The sequence below is a fragment of the Corynebacterium sp. HMSC074C03 genome (genome assembly GCF_001838285.1).
Classification (GTDB): Bacteria; Actinomycetota; Actinomycetes; order Mycobacteriales; family Mycobacteriaceae; genus Corynebacterium; species Corynebacterium amycolatum.
Window position 1 is genome coordinate 58,966 of record NZ_KV836246.1, and the last position, 20,336, is coordinate 79,301.

Sequence of the window (20,336 nt, forward strand, 5' to 3'; positions counted from 1 at the left end):
GGATTATTCAGTGAAAGCGTGTGTAAGAAACGGCTGGGGGCACAACAAACGATTCAGAAGTAGAGTGGAGAAAAATAACCTTTGCCTTTCCTTCAGGGACTGAAAGGAGCTCACAATGTCCGATACATCGTCAGGTACGCCACAAGCCCACTCTGATGAGTCAAATTTTGCCCTTATCCGTGATGGGGTCGCCTCCTATCTCACGGATGCAGATCCTGAAGAGACCAAGGAGTGGCTTGAGTCTCTCGACGGCCTGTTGGAAGAGGCAGGTCCGGAACGCGCACGCTTCCTCATGCTGCGGCTGCTGGAACGTGCCACGGCAAAGCGCGTGGCCCTACCGCCGCTGACCTCGACAGACCTCGTCAACACCATCCCGACTGAGATGGAGCCAGAATTCCCAGGCGATGAGGACATTGAGCGCCGCTACCGCAAGTGGATCCGCTGGAATGCGGCAATTATGGTCCATCGCGCACAGCGTCCAGGTATCGGCGTGGGCGGACATATCTCCACCTATGCGGGTGCCGCACCGCTTTACGAGGTCGGCTTTAACCACTTCTTCCGCGGCAAGGACCACCCAGGCGGCGGTGACCACGTCTTCTTCCAGGGCCACGCTTCGCCGGGCATGTACGCCCGTGCATTCCTAGAGGGGCGCCTGACCGAAGAGGACCTCGACGGTTTCCGCCAGGAAGTCTCCCTCGGTGAGGGCAATGGCCTTCCCTCCTACCCGCACCCGCATGGCATGCCGGAGTTCTGGGAGTTCCCGACGGTGTCTATGGGGCTGGGACCAATTAACGCTATCTACCAGGCCCGTTTTAACCGCTATCTCCATGACCGCGGCATCAAGGACACTTCCCAGCAGCACGTTTGGGCCTTCCTCGGTGACGGCGAAATGGACGAGCCGGAATCCCGTGGTGCCATTCAGCATGCGGCGCTGAACAACCTGGATAACCTGACATTCGTCATTAACTGCAACCTGCAACGTCTCGACGGTCCGGTGCGCGGTAACACCAGCATCATCCAAGAGTTGGAGTCGTTCTTCCGCGGCGCTGGTTGGAATGTCATCAAGGTCGTTTGGGGCCGCGAATGGGACGAGCTCTTCGCCAAGGACAAGGACGGCGCACTAGTCGACCTGATGAATAAGTTCTGCGATGGCGATTACCAGACGCTGAAGGCTAACAACGGCGCTTGGGTGCGAGAGCACTTCTTCGGCCGTGACCCGCGCACTGCCAAGCTGGTCGAGGACATGACCGACGAGGAGATTTGGAACCTCCGTCGCGGTGGCCACGACTACCGCAAGATTTACGCTGCCTACAAGAAGGCCTTGGAGACCAAGGACCAGCCGACTGTCATCCTGGCGCACACGGTTAAGGGCTATGGCCTCGGCCACAACTTCGAGGGCCGCAACGCGACCCACCAGATGAAGAAGCTGACGCTCGGTGATCTGAAGCTTTTCCGTGATAACCAGCGCATTCCGATCTCCGACGAGGAGCTGGAGAAGGATCCCTACCTGCCGCCGTACTACAACCCGGGCCCGGAGTCCGAGGAAGTGCAGTACATGCTGGAGCGGCGTAAGGAGCTCGGCGGTTTCGTGCCGGAGCGCCGCACTAGCTACGAGCCTCTGACAGTGCCAAAGCCTGAGAGCCTGAAGAACCTGCTCAAGGGATCAGGTAAGCAGAAAGTTGCCACCACTATGGCGACGGTGCGTGTTTTCAGGGACCTGATGCGCGATAAAGACCTCAAGGACCGCTTCGTGCCTATCATCCCTGATGAGGCCCGTACTTTCGGCATGGACTCCTGGTTCCCGACGCTGAAGATCTACAACCCGCACGGCCAGAATTACACTCCGGTCGACCATGAGCTGATGCTGTCCTACAAGGAAGCGAAGGACGGTCAGATTCTGCACGAGGGCATTTCCGAGGCGGGCTCTGTGGGGTCGTTTACCGCTGTCGGCTCGGCGTACGCCACCCATGGCGTGGCCATGATTCCGCTCTACATCTTCTATTCGATGTTCGGTTTCCAGCGCACGGCTGACTCCATTTGGGCCGCTGGTGACCAAATGTCCCGTGGCTTCCTGCTCGGGGCGACAGCTGGTCGCACGACGCTGACAGGTGAAGGTCTGCAGCACATGGACGGTCACTCCCAGCTGCTGGCGGCTACGAACCCGTCTGTGGTCTCCTACGACCCGGCGTTTGCCTACGAGATTGCCTACATCGTCTGCGACGGTATCGACCGCATGTACGGCCCGGAGCGCGGCGAAGATGTCATCTACTACCTGACTATCTACAATGAGCCGACTTCGCAGCCGGCTGTCCCGGAAGACCTCGATGTCGAGGGGCTGCTTGGCGGTATCTACCGCTTCCGCAAGGCTGAGGGCGACAAGCATGTCAACCTGCTGGCTTCCGGCATTGGCATGCAGGAGGCGCTGCGCGCCGCGGACATCTTGGAAGACTACGGCGTGGCTTCCTCGATTTACTCGGTGACCTCGTGGAATGAGCTGGCCCGCGATGGGCACGAGCGTGACACTGAGCGTCTACACAATCCGGCTGAAGAGGTCGAAGACGCCTTCGTTACCCGCCAGCTGTCCGACGCCGATGGGCCGTTCATCGCAGTGACCGACTTCCAGCGTGCGGTCCCGGAGCAGATTCGCAAGTGGGTTCCGGGTGACTACACCGTCCTCGGCACCGACGGCTACGGCTTCTCGGATACCCGTCCGGCCGCTCGCCGCTACTTCAACTCCGACGGCGAGTCAGTCGCTGTTGCGGCCCTGTCCGCACTGGCACGCGCTGGCAAGCTCGACATGGATGTCGCCCAGGAAGCCGCTGAAGAGCTGCAGATTACCAATCCAACCGCAACCACTCAGGACGTTGAATAATGACCTCAAGCCTTGGAGATCAGCTCAGCGCCCTACTGGGCACACAGGTCACCGGTGACGCTGACGATGCCTCACCCAATGCAGCGAACGCGGGCTCGAAGAAGGGTTCCGCCGACGCTGACCTGCCCGCAGGTCTTCACGGCGAGGTCGCGGCAATCGTCAAAAAGATGGCTAACGACGAGGTGGAGTCCTTAGAGCTCTCCACTCCGCTGACCGACTACGGCTTTGACCGCCTAAGCGTCGTAGAGTTGGCCGTCCGCTGTGAGGAAGAGCTGGGAGTCCGCATTGAGGACGAGGACATTTCCTCGTTTAAGACCCTTGGCGATGTAGTGGACTACATCGCCGCCCGGCGCGGGTAGAGCTGCAGCACGTTAGCTGCCGCTACCCCACCGAGGTCTGCGTTGCCAGCGGTCGAGTTGCCGCTGGCGCTGTCGGACCCGGCAGGGGTGGACGTCGTAAAGCACTCTTCGGGGGCGTAGCCCGCCGTCATCATGCGCATCGGCTCTAACACGCGGTCCCACGGCCCGCCGACGGCCGCGTCAAGGGCGCCTGCGATGTCGCCGCCGCGCGCCATGATGGAACGCAGTGCGTCTTCGTTGACCACGATGTTTCCGGCGGCATCGGTCTGTCCGGCGAAAGTCCCCAGCTGCGGGGTATGGCAGTAGCGCATACCGTCGATGGCGTAGCCGTCATCATCCACGGCTGGGTCTTGCGCCAGCTCGAAATAGAGGCGCGGCCACCTAGCCAGGTTGTCCACCAGTGTGGCGATGGTGTCAGCACTTGCAGTGAAAGGCACCTCGGCGCACAAAGTGGCATCCTGGTCGGTCGCACGCCAAATATCCCGGCCTGGCTTAGTGCCATCGGGCATGCTGAGTCGGGCCAGCGCCCACGTGATGTGTGGTTGCAGCGGCCCTGGCATGCTGTGAATCCACAGAACGCCTGAAAGTTGGGTGCGCATAGACGAAGGTCCTCGGAAAAGTTGCGGTCAATTGGTGTAAGACGAGATTCGTCTTCCCCTACGAACTCATCCAACGACACTTGCCACACTGCAGAAAAAGCACTGCGGTAAAACAACACTTCTGAGGTTTACGTTGCACGTGTTTATGATTGTTATTTCCAAGACGGCTGCTGGCAACCCTCAAGTTGTCCTTAATCCCCCAGATGTGATTTAGCGGTGAGACGAAAAATCGGCGCCGCAAGCGACGCCGGCTTACTCCACATCCCCTTAATCCTCAGCGTGCTCTTCCAGCTCACTCCAGAGTTCGTCGTTGAAGTCGGCCCATAGAGGCTTTGCCCACTCGCCGAAATCTCGGTCGGTCAGCGCGATTGCCGCCCGTCCGGTTGGACGATGCAGCCACAGGAATGTGCCCGCTTGCCCAAAATGGCCTGCGACATCCTTGGGCATCGAGGCACCAAACCACAGCCCCTGCTTGGAATCGGGGTGTCCGAAGATCTCAAATCCCAGGCCCCAATCGGCCGGACGCTGCATTCCATAGCCCGGCACCACACCATTCAGCCCCGGGAACTGCACGGTCAACGCTTCGGTCACGGTATCGGGATGCAGCAGAGTCGGGGCGAGAACCTCATCGACGAAGGCCATCAAATTAGCGACGCTGCTGCGCGCGCCATGCCCTGCCGAGCCATCCAGCACGGAATCCGCCATCCCTAGCGGCTCAAACACAGCCTGGCGCAGGTATTCACTAAACGGCATGTCTGCCTCCGCGGCGATTACATCGGCGATGATGTCAAAGCCCGCGGAGGAGTAAATGCGTCGCTCCCCCGGTTCCTTTTCCAGCTCACGGCTGGCAAACCCCACCCCGCCGGCGTGCGCCAGTAGGTGACGCCCAGTCGCACCACGACCGGGTGGCGTGAGCTCTTGATTGAGCTCCAGCGCACCCTCTTCGACGGCCACAAGCATTCCCACGGCCGCCAACAGCTTGGTCACACTGGCCAGTTCAAAAACTCGGCCGCTATCACCGTGGGTGTGCCAACTGCCATCGTCGGCACGCACGGCAGCCGCGACCGTATTGACTGGCCACTGGTCAACTTGCGCTAGAACAGAGGGCTTCCAAGAAGTCATGCCCTCAAGACTACGCAAGCGTGGCGGACGTGGACTTTTCAGCAGGCGCGTCCGCAGACTCGTCGTCCGACTCGTCGGCTGTTTCATCGGCTGGCGATAGGTCGGCGTTGGCGCTTGCGTCCCACTCGTCCTGGTCCCAAATTCCTGCACGCTTTGCGACGACCAATGGGACCACGGCCTGGCCGGTGACGTTTACCGCGGTGCGTCCCATATCCACAATCGGCTCGACAGCCAGCAGGAGGCCGACGCCGGCAAGTGGCAAGCCGAGAGTCGACAGAGTCAGGGTCAGCATGACGGTAGCGCCGGTGGTGCCAGCAGTTGCGGCCGAACCGATAACGGAGACGAAGATGATGAGCAGGTAGTCCGTGAAGTCCAACGGCACACCGTAGAACTGCGAGACGAAGATAGCCGCGATAGCCGGGTAAATGGCGGCGCAACCATCCATCTTCGTGGTGGCGCCCAGCGGTACTGCGAAGGAAGCGTACTCATCCGGTACTGCCAGACGACGGGAGACAACGCGCTCAGTGACCGGCATGACGCCCATCGACGAACGGGTGAAGAAGCCGAGCGAGGTCACGGGCCAGACGCGACGGAAGAAGTCGATTGGGCTAATGCCATGAATCTTCAGCACAACTGGGTACACAACTGCGATAACCAGGAACAGGCCAATGTAGATGGCAATGGCGAACTTGCCCAGGCTGCCAAGTGCTTCCCAACCGTACTCAGCGACAGCATGACCGATCAGAGCCGCAGTACCGATTGGTGCCAGACGGATAACCCACCACAGCACCTTCTGCACGATGGTCAAAAGAGAGCCGGAGAACTCGATGAACGGTTCAGCCTTCGGGCCGACCTTTACTGCGGCAATACCGAAGACAATCGCGATGACCAGCAGCTGCAGGACGTTGAAGTTCAGCGAGCCGGATACAGCACCGTCAGATTCGCTGATCTTCACACCAAGGCCGAGGAAGTTCTGCGGGACAATGCTCTGCAGGAATCCCCACCAGGAGCCCACGGAACTCGGCTCTTGAGCTGCCGAGGCATCCACGCCAGAGTTGACGCCTGGCTTGATGACTAAGCCCAGCACGATGGCGATAACCACCGATACAAAGGACGTAATGGCAAACCAAACCAGTGTCGAAACAGCCAGCTTGGCTGCGCCTGCGACCTGGCGCAGGTTGGCAATCGACACCACGACTGCGGTGACCACCAGCGGCGGGATGAGCAGCTTCAACAGCGTGACGTAGGTACTGCCGACCTCGTCCAGCGCTGTGCGCAGCGAGGAGTCATCGCCAGTACTGCGGGCCATGAAGCCCAAAATGAGACCAATAATCAGGCCATAGACAACTTGGGCACCGAAGCCGGTCGCCCATTTGAATTTATTCACTTTTCCTCCTGGGATTTTATTTCTCTGAAAACACTTGTGCCGCGCCTTAAGCCCGTCTGGCATATGCGAGTGATGGGGTATCCGGGACCGCTGGCCTCAGCCTCGAAGAGGTAGGCGCAACGGGGGGGCGGAAGCCCGAAGTGTTTAGCGACAGGAGGAAGTGGAAATTCGGCCGTAATCGAGCCAACGCCGCTTTGTGAGCATTTTCATGTTGGTCATTTCTATGTTGCAAGTCCGGTTAAGAGACAAACGATAAGACTGCCACGATTGATGTTGTGACACCAATTTCCAACACTGTCCCTCACCCGAATATTCCACATCGCTAATTCGATTTCTCAGCCTGCTTGCGCAGCTGCAGCACCTTTAGCGAGCAGAGGAAACCGATAGTCAGCGCACCGACGGCGGAATACAGCGCGAACTGTGTGGCATGTGCAAACGCATTTGTCAGCGGGATCAATACACCGTCGGGAGCACCCTGCGCCCGCAGACCAATCAGCATAGAGCCGGCAGAATCCTTCAACCCCTGCCCCATCTGTTCCAGTCCCGGCGACAACCTCGCAATCTCGCGATCCAGCCCAATCGTCAACGCCATACCGCCGAGTGCCGCACCGAGAGCAGAACCAATCTGCCGGATTGTCGACTGCGTCGCCGACGCCTGCCCCGACAGACGCACCGGAATATCGCCGAGCACCAGCGAGGTCAGCTGCGCCGACGCCAGGCCAAGCCCCAGACCGTAGATAATCAGCGCAAACACAACGAGCCACAGTGGCAGATCAACACGCTCTTCCGCCGCCAACTGCAGCGAGCCGAAGACCTCGAGGCCAAGCCCCACAATCACCACACCGGCCGGGGTGATTCGGGCCGCTAGATGACGTGCCATGGCACCTGCGAAAAACGCGCCGAGAGCCATCGCTGCCAGGACCAGGCCAGTTGCGATCGTCGACAAGCCAATCGCCGACACCAAGTAAAGCGGCAGCACGAAGACCAGCGCGAACTCACCCACCGCGACGAGCATCGCCGTGGTATTACCCCAGCTGAACGTGGCGTAAGAGAACATCGACACATCCAACAGCGCAGGATCCGCGTTCTTTCGACGACGATTCTCCCACAGCACGAAGGCGACGAGCACCACCGCACCAACTAAGAGCGTGACGACGGGCGCGGAGGGAAAAGCAAACCCAATCTTGGCACCCTGAATGATGCCGAAGACCACGGCACCAAAGCCGATTCCAGATAGCAGCAGGCCGAGAACGTCGAAACCACCAGCGCCATTGGTATCGCCCGCGGTGTTCGGTACCCAACGCAGCGCAAGGATAAAGAGCACCACGGCGATGGGAACATTGACCCAGAAGATGGCTTCCCAACCAGCGAATTGAGTAAGGACGCCACCCAAGAGCGGGCCGACTGCTGCGGCACCGGACATGACCGCACCCCAGATGCCGAATGCGGTGGCGCGATCTTTGTCGCGGAACAGCGCGTTAACGCTGGACAGTGTCGACGGCAGAATGCACGCGCCACCAATGCCCTGGATAACGCGGGCTATGACCAACGGGGCCAAAGATGTGGAAAGCGCGGCCACAACGGAGCCGACCGTGAAGATGACCAGACCGACGAGAAAAAGGGTTCGGCGGCCGAAGCGATCACCAGCACGGCCAGAGGTTAGCAGCAGCGCGGCGAAGACGACGGAGTAGATAGTGGTAATCCACTGCGCACCGACGATGTCGAGGCCCAGCTCCGAAATGATGGTCGGCAGTGAAACACCAACGATGGTTCCGTCCAGGACGATTATGCCGAGACCAACCGCGAGCACGAGCAGGCCCCACCAGCGCTGTGGCGAGGCCGAGAACTCAGCGATTTGCTCATCGCTAGCGATCGCCGTGGCGGTGGTGCCCTCCGCTTTCTCTGTGGCACCGGGTTGTGCGTCGGCTGAGACGTCGGCGCTGCTCAAGGAAGGTTTCGTACTCATAGGATTAATGCTAGAAGTGTCCAAGTACTGATTTCATCAACCGAAAGTCGTAACTTTGCGGAAGACTCAGCTTCGTTGCGCACGGGAATCGCCTTCGTTGGCACGGAAACACTTTGCTTCATTAAACCCGTGCGGTGACAGCCAAACCCACTGGCTATAGGGCTTTTATCACTGCACAGTGGCAGATTGCTATGATGCTATGAGGTCTCGGGCGCTGGTTTTCGCGCTCAATTGTCGCTTCACAGCGCCCGAGCCTTGCCCCTATAGCTCAGTCGGTTAGAGCAGAGGACTCATAATCCTTTTGTCGCAGGTTCGAGCCCTGCTGGGGGCACGATGTGAAGTGGGAGTTTCGGACGTTTGGTCGATGTTCGATCGGATAATTAAACTCCCGCCCCCTCGATGTCGATCTTCGGACTACCAGCGCCGATAAGCGGCACGAAAACGGTCCCGGAACCTCAATAATGAGGAACCGGGGCCGTTCATTTTGTTCGACTTCACGTCCCTTTTCGACGCTTCGACACGACAAGTAGACCGAGCGCATTGCTGCGGTCGGTCTAGGCTAAGCCGGGAAGGGGGTCCGGTCCCCTCGTCCGGCGGTTCTTGTGAAAGTCGAAGTCTGAATCGTCGTCCTCGTACTCGGAGACGAACCTACGACGCTTCGGCGGCTCTGGCCTCTTTGGGCCAGAGCCACGGTTGAAAACATCGTCTTTCGCACTGCTGATGATGAGTCGATGATTCGTGCCCGCGACGGCAAAGGCCGTCAGGAAGAACTGCGAGGCCCAGCCTCGCATGAGCCGGGTCCTTGGGTCGTCAATGAACGCACCGAGGGGACCTTTAAGTGAGCCGTTGATGGACTCGACCGAGTTTCGACGACCGTAGATTTCGGCCCACTGCTTCGGGGAACCCGCTGGGCCGTCCTGGACGTACTTCATTGCTCTAGTGAGCGGGTCGGTAGTGCGTGTAGACGAGCATGGAAAAATTGCTTCCTGGCACCAGTAAGTAGCCCGTAGTGCCGGGTAGTCGCCCGGCCTTAATTGTGGAGTCAGACCGCGTGGGGGTGTGCATGAAAGGTAGTTGCCTGTAGGCAACCTCACGGAATCCGTGTACCCCCAACCGGGTGCGGGAAGCTGCAACATTGCATTAGAGACCCCCGAGCGCAAGTTGGCGACCCAGTTCGCCATGAACGGATCGAGAGGTGCTTGTCTCGGGCCACGCGGTCCGACTTGCTCCAATCGGTAAGCAGCGTGCGCGACAGACTCGGTGTTCGGAAAACCGGCCAGGTAAGCGATGGTTTCGTAGTCGAGACCCTCATTGATTAAGCCAGCGATCCAGGTGTTGCGCAGAGTTGTGAACCTCGGAAGGGACCTGCCCCCCCTGTAGTAGCGCGCGAGTCACGGAACCTTGAGCCGATCCCGGCGCTTACGTTCATCTAGACCGTGATAAAACACATATTCGTCGGGACCGACCCCTTCGGTGAGTGCGATAAGGTCGTCGGTCCAGGACCGCGCCACCGGCACAACTCGGGTGTAATCCTCGTTGACGGTTGCAGTAAGTATTCCGTTGGTAACCACGAAGTCGACCCCACGAGCCGCGAGCATGTCCTTGAGGTTGAACCCCAGCACCCAGCGTGAGCGCGAGCGCACCGAGATACGGGACGCGACGGCTTTCGGCCCCAATATCGAAACCAACCTGGCGAAACTCTACAATCTCGTCCACCGTGTACGTCGGGAGTTGTCTGACAGAGGGGTCTTGAAGTCCCGAATCTCCTCCAGATTCACACCTGGAAAGAGTTCTTCGCAAAATGAGGATCGCATACTTGCGGGTAGCGCGTTTTATGTTGACGGTGATTTTCGAGTTGTCCAGATACCAGAGAATGAACCTCTCGTTGAAGACTTCCTTCGGTGTTGTTCGTCCCTGCTCGTACCCGGACGCCATAAGTGCTGCGATGACCCTCATTGTTTGATAGACGGTCGGCTCAAACGAGATGTCCACCCGGTTCATTGTCTCGGGAATACAACGAGACTCGTCGAAGTAGCGAGTCGCAATGTCCACGACGTTCTCACGCACATGGGGCCATACGTCGAGGTTGACGTGGGTTTTCTTCGGTGTGCAGTTACGTGCTGACCTTGTCAGCCCATGCGTAACGGTCAGCGAGTTGGCCCATGCGACACCCCCTCGCAATACGCAGAAATGGTGTCCGCCCCTCGTAGGCTGACACCATGCCGAACTGCCTGCTAAAGGTGAGGCACCCGCCACCAGGTACCCCAACTGGGTAAACCTCTCCCCCACCGGCATCGACGACCCCGTCTACCGAGTCGCCGCTGAATTGCGCGATAACTTGAACGCGGTGGTGAACGAGTTCGTGAACGCGGGTTGGGCCACCAGCCAGGCTGATCTGTCCGCCCGGCTGGGCCTTCCGAAGAGCACGCTGTCGAGACTTTCCCGTGGTCTCGTTTGGCCGCAGGCGCGTCTTATCGCCTACTTGGAAGTCACCCTTGAACGACCAATTTGGCCGAGTACCACCGGGGACGTGACACATATCAAACCGGAGTTCCTCGCCTAAATGGCCTCGACCGAGTGGTCCGTCCCCAATCGTCGTTTCCCCGACTGGCCGAAGGTCGACGTGGCTGACCTCGACACTCCATACCGGGAACTGTGGGAGTTCACTTACGCGTTGCAGACGGAACTCGATACCGCGATTCGCCAGGGCTGGGTGGTGGGCGAGACCGAGTTCGCGCTGCGCGTGGGAATCAGCGAAAAGACGCTGCGTCGATACCTGCGCGGTGAGACCTGGCCTAGCGTGCAGTCCATTGCGGTCATGGAGCACGCGCTCGACACCCGCCTGTGGCCCAGACGTAGGCTTCGGTGTCCACGTAATCGCCCGCTGTGGCGCCGGGGCAACTAGGCCGTGAATCGTACAAAAGTTCATGCCTATACCCCAGCATGAGTTGGTGAAAAACGCAGCCTCGATCTTGCACAGGTTCCCATCAGACATGCTTGTCCGAGTACCACCACTACTACCTGGCGACTGCGCTCTTCGGAGTTCTCACATTTGTACGTCAAAATCGCCCATCGGCGTGTCACAGCTTGGAGGGAGTTTGTTAATGACTCGGTCGCCGCGCTTTCCGTAGACGATGATTACGTCGTGACTCGACGAAATCGTCGTGGAGTCATTACGGACGTGAGAACCCTTCTGCCACACCACCTCGGCCACGAAGTTCGCCGCGCCAAACACTTCGTCCATCAACATGCGCATACGGTGGTTTTCCACGTCGTCGAGGTGGACCCAGATGGCCCCGTCGTCGGACAGGAGTTTTTCAGGTGCAGCAGCTGTCTCTCATCATGGTCAGCCAGATCGAGTTTTCTAGGTTGTCCTCGTAGTTGGCGAAGGTCTGCGCGGTGTTAAACGGCGGGTCGATGTAGACGCACTTGACTTTACCGACGTACTTGCCGGCTAGTTCCGGCACGCGGGTCAAGGCTTCGAGCACGTCGCCGGACTCGCCGAGGATAAGCAGGTTGTCGTCTTGGGGTTCAAGGTCCGCGTGCTCGGAGTAGGTTCGTCCCTCCTGCTTGGGTTGCTGTTCACCGCTCATCACGTCGCCTTACTCAAGGAAGTTGGTCTGGCAGTAGCGCGGGTCCGTCGGCGCCCCCCACGTGTAGCCGTAGCGGCCGCGCGTGGTGGGAATGGGCGCCTTGTCCTTGTTGTGCCACGTAATTTCGAGTTTCTGACTATTCGCCACAGAATCCTCCAAGTATCAATTTCCCCCTGTATCGGTCCGGTGCGACAGCGTGGGGACGTGATATAAACGTAGCCACAGCGGTGGGGGCATATCCCGGTGATACGCACCTACCTAGTGGAGGTGGTCCGGTCTGCGACTTCCCCAAGCGTGTCGCCCCCATACCGGATTCTCAACATTGAAGAAAACTCGTTGTCTCGCGTTCCGAGACGGTCACCCCCTCTGGACACAGTACGGCCCCAATGAGTACGGCCCTGCGGTGGGATTCTCACCGGCACGGCTTTTGCGAGTCTCGATTGAGGGAATCGGCGGGTATCCTGCTAGGAAATCAAGTTCAACCGGGGCCGACATAACGGCTGGGAGATTGAATATCCGAGTCTCCCGAAGTCTCACAGCATTCTTGACAGTGTGCTGTGGGACATTTTCGCTTCCCAGCGGCGATTTTGGGGGCTGCTGTCTCGCAACCTGCTTGAAAGATGTCGCATGACATTGTTGACACTTTTAGGCCGGTGGGGCTACTCCGGCAGGTGGGGTGGTGAGGGGTGTGGGGCGACGTGCTCGATGTTGGTTTTCTTTAGGTAGTTGACCGTTGGGTCGATGATGTACCGGCCCCTGGAAGACCGCTCGGTCCCCCGTTGCAGGCGTGCGACACGCCTGACTTGGGTTACCGAGTCAGCTATCACTATCGCGCCCACAGCCGGGCATACGCCTGCGACGAAGCCAGCAGATCCTCGTGTATCCCCGCCGCGGCCACGCGTCCGCCATCGAGCATGACGACCTGGTCGGCAGCGGCCACTGTGTGCTCCTGATGTGCGATCACCAGCACTGTCGCCGACCCGGCGAGTTCGCGTATTGCCTCCTGCACAGCGACGGCGGCGGACGCGTCGAGCGATGAAGTCCCCTCATCCACCAGCAGCACCGGCGCCCGCTTCAACACGGCGCGGGCCACCGACACGCGCTGCCGCTCGCCGCCCGAGAGCAGTCTGCCGCCCTCACCGACGCGGGTCGCCCAGCCCTCAGGCAGACAATCGACGATCTCATCGACCCGCGCGAGTTTCGCGGCGGCGTCCACCTCGGCATCCGTAGCCTCGGGGCGGCCGAGCAGCACGTTCGCGCGCAGGGTGTCATCGAGGAGATAAACGTCTTGGAACACCAACGACGTCGCCCCGAGGACATCGGCACTAGCCATGTCACGAACATCTACCCTGTCGAACCGCACGGCCCCCGCGTCCACGTCATAGAAGCGGGCGATCAAGCGGGTGAGCGTGGTCTTGCCCGACCCGGATGGCCCGACGATGGCCGTGATCGATCCCGGCGCAACAGTCAGATCGAGACCGTCAAACACCATCGCGTCGTCGTAGCCGAAGCGCACTGCGTCAATCGCAATCTCCGGCGGACGCGTCGGCGCGGCGACTGGCTGCTCGGGTTCCGGTAGCCCCGGCTCGTCTAGCAAATTCACCACCTGGGCGAGTTCACGATCCATGCGGCGCAGCGCCGTACCAAGTTCGGAAAGCGTGCGGAGGGGACCGACCACCTGGGTGACGATGAGGATGAGACCGATCATCACGAGCGGGTCCGCACCGCCGAGACCGCGCCATACGGCCACGGTGACCACAGCGCCGAAGACCGTCTGTACCACGACGCTCTGGACGATCATCGATGCGGCGGAGGCCAGTTGGGCCGACATACCGAGGCGACGTTGGCGGTCAAGTGAAGATGCCAGTGGTGCATAACCAGAACCCGCCACTCGCGCCCCGCGCAGCGCCGTCTGGTGCTTGGCCAGGTCGAGCAGCGCGGCATCGGTGCGGTGTTCCGCGGCGGTGAGTCGGGCGTCGGCCCGGGCTCCAGGAGCGAGCCAGCATAGTCGAGGCGTACACGAGCGGTACCCCGACGGCGAGCGAGAGTCCCAGCCGCCAGTCAAGGAAGAAGGTCACGAGCACTAGAGTCAACGGAGTCGCCACGTAACCGACCAGCGGAGCAACCACGTCGCCGATTGCGGTAGCGACGAACATTGTGCCGCGGACCGAGAGCCGTGAGGCGTTGGCTGCGGACCCGCCATCGAACCACCCCATCGGCAGACGCATGAGCTGCCGAGCCAGTTGGCGATGCATCGACGACATCAGAGACATGGTCAAATCGACGCTCCCGCGCGTGACCCACACCGTGAGTAGGGCATGGACGCCGGCGCCGACCACCATTGCGATCAACCACCAGAGTGCTGAGCTGAAATCCCCCTGGGCCAGGTGGGCCAGTACTGGGACCAGGCACGCCAATGACAGGCCCTGTGCGACTCCGGCCGCCACAGCCACGGCTGTGAATCGCCGGAGTGTTGAGCGTCCTTCTTGGCCAGCGATCCGTTCAATCTGCGCAATCATCGAGCACCTCCCGTGACGGCGGCCTGGTCACGCCATAGCGCGGCGTAGTGCCCATCGGCGGCGAGCAGGGACTCGTGATCGCCTTGTTCGACGATTCGCCCTTGGTCGAGGACGACGATTTGGTCTGCATGGGTGATCGTGCCAAGGCGGTGGGCGATCATGATGACCGTGCGTCCACGGGTCAATTCGGCTAGGGCCTGCCCGATCGCGGCCTCGTTTTCAGGGTCGACCGCGGAGGTGGCCTCGTCGAGTATGAGCACGCGGGGGTCGGCGAGGATGGCCCGGGCGATGGCCACGCGCTGGGTCTCACCACCGGAGAGCCGCGCGTCCTCTCCGACGACGCTGTCGTGGCCGCGGGGCAGTTCCCGGATTCGCGCGTCGATTGCCGCTTGGGAGGCGGCGTGCTGGATGTCCTCGTCGATCGCGTCCGGACGCCCGAGCGCGATGTTGTCGCGAATGCTCATGGCGGGCAGGCTCGGGCTCTGCAGCAGGATGCCGACGTGTTGATGGAGCACATGCGGATCGATGTCGCGTACGTCGACGTCGCCGATGCGGATCGTACCGGTGTCCACATCACGGAAGCGGGCGATGAGGGAGGCGAGGGTCGACTTGCCCGAGCCAGAGGCCCCGACCAGCGCGGTGACCGAGCCTTCCCGAGCAACGAGCGACACTCCGTGCAGCACCGGCTCGTCGGGTGTGTAGCCGAAGGTGACGTCCTCGATCGTGACGTCAGACCCGGCGGGTTCGCGGGGCTGTTGGGGCACAGGAAGTTCAGGCTCGTCGAGGAGGGAGATGATTCGAGCGGCGGCTTCTTGTCCGTCGCTGACGTGTTGTTGCCCGGCTCCGACCGTGAGCAGCGTGGCGGGCAGTGAGAGCGCGATCATGGTGACCACAACGACGTCGGCGACCTCGCTCCATCCGGCGGCAACCATGACAGCTCCGGGGCCGACGACAGTCAGCGCGACGACCGGCAACCCAAGGGCGGTGAGCGCGACGGCATGGGCACGCATCTGGGGCGTGACGAGCGTGCGGAACTCCGAGGTGAAGTCGTCAGACGCCCGGGTGAAGCGTGTCGAGCCGGTCTCCGCCGCACCGAAAATGCGCAGCACCGCGAGGCCGTCGACGAATTCGATTACCGCGGCAGAGACCTCGGAGAGCGCCTCGGCGATCCGGGCCATGACAGTGCGCATGTCTCCGGGCGCGAGCACCGAGAACAGGACCATGTATGCCACCGGGCCGATCATGCAGCACAGGCCGAGCCGCCAGTCGATCGTCAATGCGACGATGACGCCGACCACCGGTGTCAGAACCGCTGCGGTGATCTCGACCAACGCGTGGGCGACAAGGTGGTGGAGGCTCGCGACATCGTCTTGGATGATGCGGCGGACGCGTCCGGAGGAGCTCTGATCAAACCATCCCAGTGGGAGTCGGCTCAGCTTGTCGGCCAGCTGTACACGCAACTCGGCCTGTACCCGCAGGTCGACCAGATGGGTGATGAGCAGCGCCAGCGACCCCAGGGCTAGTGCGCCACCGAGTCCACCGATGAACCACCAGACCGCTGGCCACACCGAGTCCGTGCCGCGGGTGAGTCCATCGACGATCCGGACCAACGCCAGCAGTGGAATGGCACTGGCCAAGCTGCCGAGAACCTGCAGCAACAGGGCGACGGCGATGGGGACGGACACCGGCCGAAGGATGTGCCAAACGGGGTTCCCCGCGTTCGCGTCGCCCCCTGTCAGCCGACTCGTCGACTCGTTGGTCGCTGTGGTGGGTTCGTCAGTCACGTGCGGCACTGTGTTACCTCCTCAGTAGACAATCACCTCTTTTTTTAACTAAGGCTACCCTAGCCTAACTAGCAACGCGTCGGTAAGTACATCGGCGGCTCCAAAGCACCCACAGCCGTGAACGGCGGACAGCCGGATGCCGCTGCCTCATCGCGGTGTGACTGAAGAAGCTCCGGCGTTCGTAGAGGCCAAGTCCGGTGTAGGCGCTTTGTGTTTAGAGCACATATTTGGCGACACCATGGTGAGTTTCGAGTCTCACCGGGGGCACGATTTGAAAACCCGCTTTCACCTGGCTTTTAGCCTGGTGGGGGCGGGTTTTTGCTTGTCTGCGTATTCACTATCTTTCACTCTTTTTCACGCACTTTCACGGGTATTTTGCACCAAAAATGCACCACGAACGCACCACACAATTGCGCCGTAAAGCAGCAGGATTCACAATCCCAAGAGTTCGGCTGTGGAATCGCACTTTTCGAAAACAGTATCGTTGCCCCAACCCGCCCTGTAGGCATGAAAAAACGCCCCGCTGGCGAACCGTTCGGAAATCCCGAACAACTCAAACCAGCGGGGCAAAGATTCTTGAGTTATGTCTCGGTCGGTGGATTCCTGGCTGTCGGTAGCGCCTGCGAATCCCCAACAATCCCAGTCAGTCTCGCCAAATCCGGCTGCGGTGCGGCACCCTCCGCACCACAACGCGCCCAATCAATAAACTCGCGCAGCCAACCAATCGCATCCGTGAGACCACGGCGAAGCAAATGCGTCCGGTCCTCCTCCACACGAAGCATCGCCTCCGTGTCCCGCAGGCGACTCTCGACGCTATCGAGCCGGTCCTCAAGCTTCTTAATCCGATTGTCCTGGCTCTGCAGCAGCGTCCCATTGAAAGCCACCGACGACTCTTCTTTACGGCCCTTCCAACCAATCCACGCCACGATAATGCCGACTATGGCTCCCGGAATGGAGTTAATTAAGTTTCCCCAGTTGATCTCCATGCGCAACCTCCCCACGGGAGCGGTTTCGTCCCATCACTGTGGCAGACGCAGCCGCAGTAATAGCCAACAGCAGATAATTCTTCGCGCTCACCCACATTCGTGACCCATCGTGAATCGCGTCAATCGCATACGAGCTCGCCCACATTGTCAGCAACGCCCCGCAGATTGCAATGCCCGCGGTTCGGCTGGCCCTTCCGAGTGCCGCCCACTTCCCTTTCGGCGGAGTGGCCGCACCAATAGCCAGAAGCAGCGATGCGGCCGCCCATGCCAACGCCGGGCTACCGGCGGGCAGCGCTGCCTCGACTGGTGTGAGTGCGGTCACCGAATGCCCGTAGTATCCGGCGCTGGTGGCTGCAGCATAGATTGCCCAGACCGTAGCGATGAGGCGCGGGTTGAACAGTTTTTCCGTCACCGCGCCAACCCCTACTCGCCCAACCGGTGCTCACCGACATACTCGCCGGCATTGGTGGTCGCAGCGGCGGTTCCCAGGCCGAGAACCGGGGCAATAACCGCCAGCAGCGCATCCATCTGCACTTCGCTGCCCCAGCCGAGGTAGACGCCGAGGACACCGAGCGCTGCGGCGAGACCGTAGACGGCCTGACGCCATGGTGTGTCAGAGTGCAGCAGAGCGAAGATGAGGGTGACGGTTGCGATGATGACACCGGTGATGGCTGGTGCTGCGGTGTCGTCCAGGACGCCCCAGGATACGAGCGCTGCGACGAGCGCTGACGCTACCGCGTACCAGCTGGCACGAGCAGACGCTGGAATGAAATTACGAATGGTTTCCATGATTGTTTCTCCTTCTTTGAGGTATGAAAAATGCCCGCGCCGGTATTGACGCAGGCATGAAAAAAGCACCCCGGCGGGGTGCTTACTTGTTGTCAGCGACAAGCTGCCTGAGCTCATCGAGCTGTTTGAGTACTTCGGCGTTTTGCTTCTGCAGCTCTCCTACCTGCTGCCGCAGTGCGAACACTCCCGCGTCCGCATACATGATGTAGTCAGCAAGTGGTGCGATGTGCTTCGAGCCAGGAACATGGCTCTTGCACGGAGTGTTGAGCGTAAGCGGTGCGGTCATAGGTGCCTCCTTTTTCTTCACCGCAGTGGAATACAAATAGCCCTTTGGTGGGATCATCGTTGCGAGCTGCTCGAACGTGACCCACGACCCGTAGGGCTGAAAGCCGCTATCGGCGAGCCACACGTGCCGCTGCCCCGCGTCATCGACGGCATAGCCCATCACGCACAGGTAGTGGTAGACCGTGCCTCCGGAGTACGCGAGGTTCTGACGGCTCTTGTAGCTGGCGCGCGGGTAGTTCGACGGTGGGGCCACAATGTTGGCCAGCACGCCGAACCCTGCGTCAATGCTGGCGGTGACTCGCTGCCACAGCTGGTCTCGCTGCGCCCCGGTTGGCGGGTCATTCGGCATTTCCGCCAAAGCCCACTTTCCCGCAGGCGCGTGCCTGTCGAGCACAGGCTTAATCTGGCCAATCCAGTCGGTGCCCCGCGTCGTTGTGCCCATCTCACGTGCCAGGGTCGCCTCCGGCAGAAGAACACCGGTGGCGGCTCTAATGATGGTTTGAGCCGACGCAGGGCCACAGTTGTAGCCGGTGTCTTGCCAGATCTGGTCACGCCGGTAGTCGAGCATCTTTTCCATGGGTTTCCTTTCTCGTCCCGGCTGAGGCGCAGGCTGTGTCGCACGTGCGCCTGTGAAAACGAGTTTGAGTTGGTCGATGGTTCCCCTATACGCATTGACATCAACCTTGAAGCCAGCGACAAGACCGTTTGAGCCGTACTGCAGAATGTCTGGCTTCTTGTTGCCGAGTGGGTAGTCCCACCCTCTGTGGTTGTCGCCGCCATCACTGTCGTATGCGGCGCGGTATGGCAGTGTTCGGTTGCGGCCGTAGTTGGATACCCACAGAGCTCCGAGTCCGGACATTGACGGTTCGCCACCGGGCATGTTCTCCCAGTACCACGCGCCGCTGTAAATGCCGGCGACAATGTATCCGCGTTTTTCTAGCTCGCGTTTGGCTGCCCACACATCATTTTTTGTGAGCAGCTTCCGATTTCCTGCGACGCTCTCTACGTCAATCCACACCGGCAGGTCACGTCGACCGCCCATTTGCTGGTCGATGACATCAACTTGCTGGGCAATCGTCGTACCTTCGGACGGTGCGCGCAGGTACCAATAGGTCGCAATCAGAAGCCCGGCGCGTTCTGCGTCTTTGAGGTGCGAGTGGAAAACTTTGTCGCGGTAGGTGCCGTCGCACAGTCGTAGGATTGCGAAGCTGATGCCTTCACTCTTGGCCTGTGTGAGGCTCATGCCGTTTTGGTGTTCTGAGACATCAACGCCGAATATTGTCATCTCTTTGTCCTCCCTTGTTTGGGTATGAAAAAAGCCCCCTGTGGGGGCTAGGTGGAGTAGATAGGGGCTAGAAGCTCACACACCGTTTTGTATGAAATGCCGATGTTAATCGGATTGCCGTCCGTATAAATCGTCCCGTAAACATCGGTTTTGATTTCCGTCACGGGAAGCATTTGTGAGCCACCCTTAGCGCGAATCATCAAGTCCTCTACTCCGATGTATGGCTTGAGTCGCGTTTGTTCGCCGTTTTGCGTGGCGACTTGGTTGGTGTAGCGGGCTCGTGACGTGAATTCGGCTACGACTCTGTATCCGGTGATGGTTCTGCTTGGCCATATTTTTTTGGTGCCGACGGTCACCGTTTTCACTAGCCCCCCCCGACACGGATACCCTTGGCTTTGTTGAGTACAACCATTCTTTTTACCCCCACACCGGCTGGTAGAAACTCAACTGGTCGCCTTTTTTGGCTATATCGCTAGTCAGTCTTGAAGATATGATGATTTGAGATCCTGCAGTGCTATACCGAACGTATGTCACCAAATAGTGCCTTCCGTTAGCCCCTCTTAGATATAAGTCTTTAATATCTTTTAGGGCATTGAATTCATCTTTTTCCGTCTTATAAAAGACAATCTTGTTTGTGTCAGAGTAAATAACTGAGGCCTCGTATGGCCCGGCGATTTTGTTCCAGCCCACGATCTTTTTGGCTTGCCAGATGACTCGGCCAGCGACACGCACGAACTGCACTAGCGCCCGGCCACGGTACACGCCCTTCACACGGTTTAGAACAGGCATG

General features: G+C 60.0%; 19 protein-coding genes, 1 tRNA gene and 1 pseudogene. 4 read left to right on the top strand and 17 right to left on the bottom strand.

The features are described from left to right. Positions 1-115 precede the first annotated feature (115 nt). Positions 116-2,872, top strand: coding sequence for a pyruvate dehydrogenase (acetyl-transferring), homodimeric type (gene aceE, locus HMPREF2847_RS08595; protein ID WP_070852150.1), 2,757 nt, complete (start codon positions 116-118; stop codon positions 2,870-2,872). Further along, entirely contained in the window at positions 2,872-3,231 is a 360-nt protein-coding gene (locus HMPREF2847_RS08600) for an acyl carrier protein (protein WP_083327351.1), read from the top strand. Before aceE ends, HMPREF2847_RS08600 begins: the two co-directional genes overlap by 1 nt. Here the strand turns inward: HMPREF2847_RS08600 and HMPREF2847_RS08605 are convergent. The 4 genes from HMPREF2847_RS08605 to HMPREF2847_RS08620 form a co-directional block, all read right to left on the bottom strand. Then, a complete protein-coding gene (locus HMPREF2847_RS08605) occupies positions 3,207-3,830 on the bottom strand; it encodes a DUF3145 family protein (protein WP_070852151.1) in 624 nt (207 codons plus the stop codon). The two genes, HMPREF2847_RS08600 and HMPREF2847_RS08605, sit on opposite strands and share 25 nt — an antisense overlap. Positions 3,831-4,097: 267 nt before the next feature. Continuing rightward, positions 4,098-4,952 carry a serine hydrolase domain-containing protein gene (locus HMPREF2847_RS08610; RefSeq protein WP_070852152.1) on the bottom strand — a complete coding sequence of 285 codons (855 nt, stop codon included), beginning with the start codon at positions 4,950-4,952 and terminating at the stop codon, positions 4,098-4,100. A 10-nt stretch (positions 4,953-4,962) separates the two neighbouring features. Beyond that, positions 4,963-6,339 carry a dicarboxylate/amino acid:cation symporter gene (locus tag HMPREF2847_RS08615; protein ID WP_070852153.1) on the bottom strand — a complete coding sequence of 459 codons (1,377 nt, stop codon included), beginning with the start codon at positions 6,337-6,339 and terminating at the stop codon, positions 4,963-4,965. 322 nt (positions 6,340-6,661) lie between these two features. Beyond that, positions 6,662-8,305 carry a DHA2 family efflux MFS transporter permease subunit gene (locus HMPREF2847_RS08620; protein WP_141765079.1) on the bottom strand — a complete coding sequence of 548 codons (1,644 nt, stop codon included), beginning with the start codon at positions 8,303-8,305 and terminating at the stop codon, positions 6,662-6,664. 257 nt (positions 8,306-8,562) lie between these two features. Between HMPREF2847_RS08620 and HMPREF2847_RS08625 the strand changes: the two genes are divergently transcribed. Beyond that, a tRNA-Ile gene (locus tag HMPREF2847_RS08625) sits at positions 8,563-8,636 on the top strand. A gap of 223 nt (positions 8,637-8,859) precedes the next feature. Here the strand turns inward: HMPREF2847_RS08625 and HMPREF2847_RS08630 are convergent. From HMPREF2847_RS08630 to HMPREF2847_RS08640, 3 genes are all read right to left on the bottom strand, one after another. Beyond that, complete coding sequence (locus tag HMPREF2847_RS08630) at positions 8,860-9,237, bottom strand: hypothetical protein (RefSeq protein ID WP_070852154.1); 378 nt, start codon at positions 9,235-9,237, stop codon at positions 8,860-8,862. 459 nt (positions 9,238-9,696) lie between these two features. Further along, positions 9,697-9,981, bottom strand: coding sequence for a hypothetical protein (locus tag HMPREF2847_RS08635; RefSeq protein ID WP_141765080.1), 285 nt, complete (start codon positions 9,979-9,981; stop codon positions 9,697-9,699). A gap of 437 nt (positions 9,982-10,418) precedes the next feature. After that, positions 10,419-10,844, bottom strand: coding sequence for a hypothetical protein (locus HMPREF2847_RS08640; RefSeq protein WP_070852156.1), 426 nt, complete (start codon positions 10,842-10,844; stop codon positions 10,419-10,421). A gap of 24 nt (positions 10,845-10,868) precedes the next feature. On the opposite strand from HMPREF2847_RS08640, the gene HMPREF2847_RS08645 reads away from it, so the two are divergent. Next, a complete protein-coding gene (locus tag HMPREF2847_RS08645) occupies positions 10,869-11,210 on the top strand; it encodes a helix-turn-helix domain-containing protein (RefSeq protein ID WP_070852157.1) in 342 nt (113 codons plus the stop codon). A 186-nt stretch (positions 11,211-11,396) separates the two neighbouring features. Here HMPREF2847_RS08645 and HMPREF2847_RS11685 read toward each other — a convergent pair. From HMPREF2847_RS11685 to HMPREF2847_RS08695, 10 genes and pseudogenes are all read right to left on the bottom strand, one after another. Next, positions 11,397-12,045, bottom strand: a pseudogene (locus tag HMPREF2847_RS11685) (DNA methyltransferase); the annotation flags it as partial. Between the two features lie 679 nt (positions 12,046-12,724). Beyond that, a complete protein-coding gene (locus HMPREF2847_RS11325) occupies positions 12,725-13,729 on the bottom strand; it encodes an ABC transporter ATP-binding protein (RefSeq protein WP_083327353.1) in 1,005 nt (334 codons plus the stop codon). Between the two features lie 19 nt (positions 13,730-13,748). Continuing rightward, positions 13,749-14,417 carry an ABC transporter transmembrane domain-containing protein gene (locus HMPREF2847_RS11330; protein WP_083327354.1) on the bottom strand — a complete coding sequence of 223 codons (669 nt, stop codon included), beginning with the start codon at positions 14,415-14,417 and terminating at the stop codon, positions 13,749-13,751. Beyond that, positions 14,414-16,201: an ABC transporter ATP-binding protein gene (locus HMPREF2847_RS08665; protein ID WP_168168376.1), complete on the bottom strand. Its 1,788-nt coding sequence runs from the start codon at positions 16,199-16,201 to the stop codon at positions 14,414-14,416. Before HMPREF2847_RS08665 ends, HMPREF2847_RS11330 begins: the two co-directional genes overlap by 4 nt. A gap of 581 nt (positions 16,202-16,782) precedes the next feature. Beyond that, positions 16,783-17,187, bottom strand: coding sequence for a hypothetical protein (locus HMPREF2847_RS08670; RefSeq protein ID WP_070852161.1), 405 nt, complete (start codon positions 17,185-17,187; stop codon positions 16,783-16,785). Beyond that, positions 17,159-17,599, bottom strand: coding sequence for a hypothetical protein (locus tag HMPREF2847_RS08675; RefSeq protein ID WP_070437659.1), 441 nt, complete (start codon positions 17,597-17,599; stop codon positions 17,159-17,161). The genes HMPREF2847_RS08670 and HMPREF2847_RS08675 overlap by 29 nt, the downstream gene beginning before the upstream one ends. 11 nt (positions 17,600-17,610) lie before the next feature. Beyond that, complete coding sequence (locus HMPREF2847_RS08680) at positions 17,611-17,976, bottom strand: phage holin (protein ID WP_070437662.1); 366 nt, start codon at positions 17,974-17,976, stop codon at positions 17,611-17,613. Positions 17,977-18,058: 82 nt separating this feature from the next. Further along, on the bottom strand, positions 18,059-19,546 hold the full coding sequence (locus HMPREF2847_RS11825; protein WP_083327355.1) for a GH25 family lysozyme: 1,488 nt from the start codon (positions 19,544-19,546) through the stop codon (positions 18,059-18,061). A 47-nt stretch (positions 19,547-19,593) separates the two neighbouring features. Then, positions 19,594-19,911, bottom strand: coding sequence for a hypothetical protein (locus HMPREF2847_RS08690; RefSeq protein WP_141765081.1), 318 nt, complete (start codon positions 19,909-19,911; stop codon positions 19,594-19,596). Between the two features lie 52 nt (positions 19,912-19,963). Further along, positions 19,964-20,335 carry a hypothetical protein gene (locus HMPREF2847_RS08695; protein ID WP_070437668.1) on the bottom strand — a complete coding sequence of 124 codons (372 nt, stop codon included), beginning with the start codon at positions 20,333-20,335 and terminating at the stop codon, positions 19,964-19,966. Between the last annotated feature and the right edge of the window lies 1 nt (position 20,336).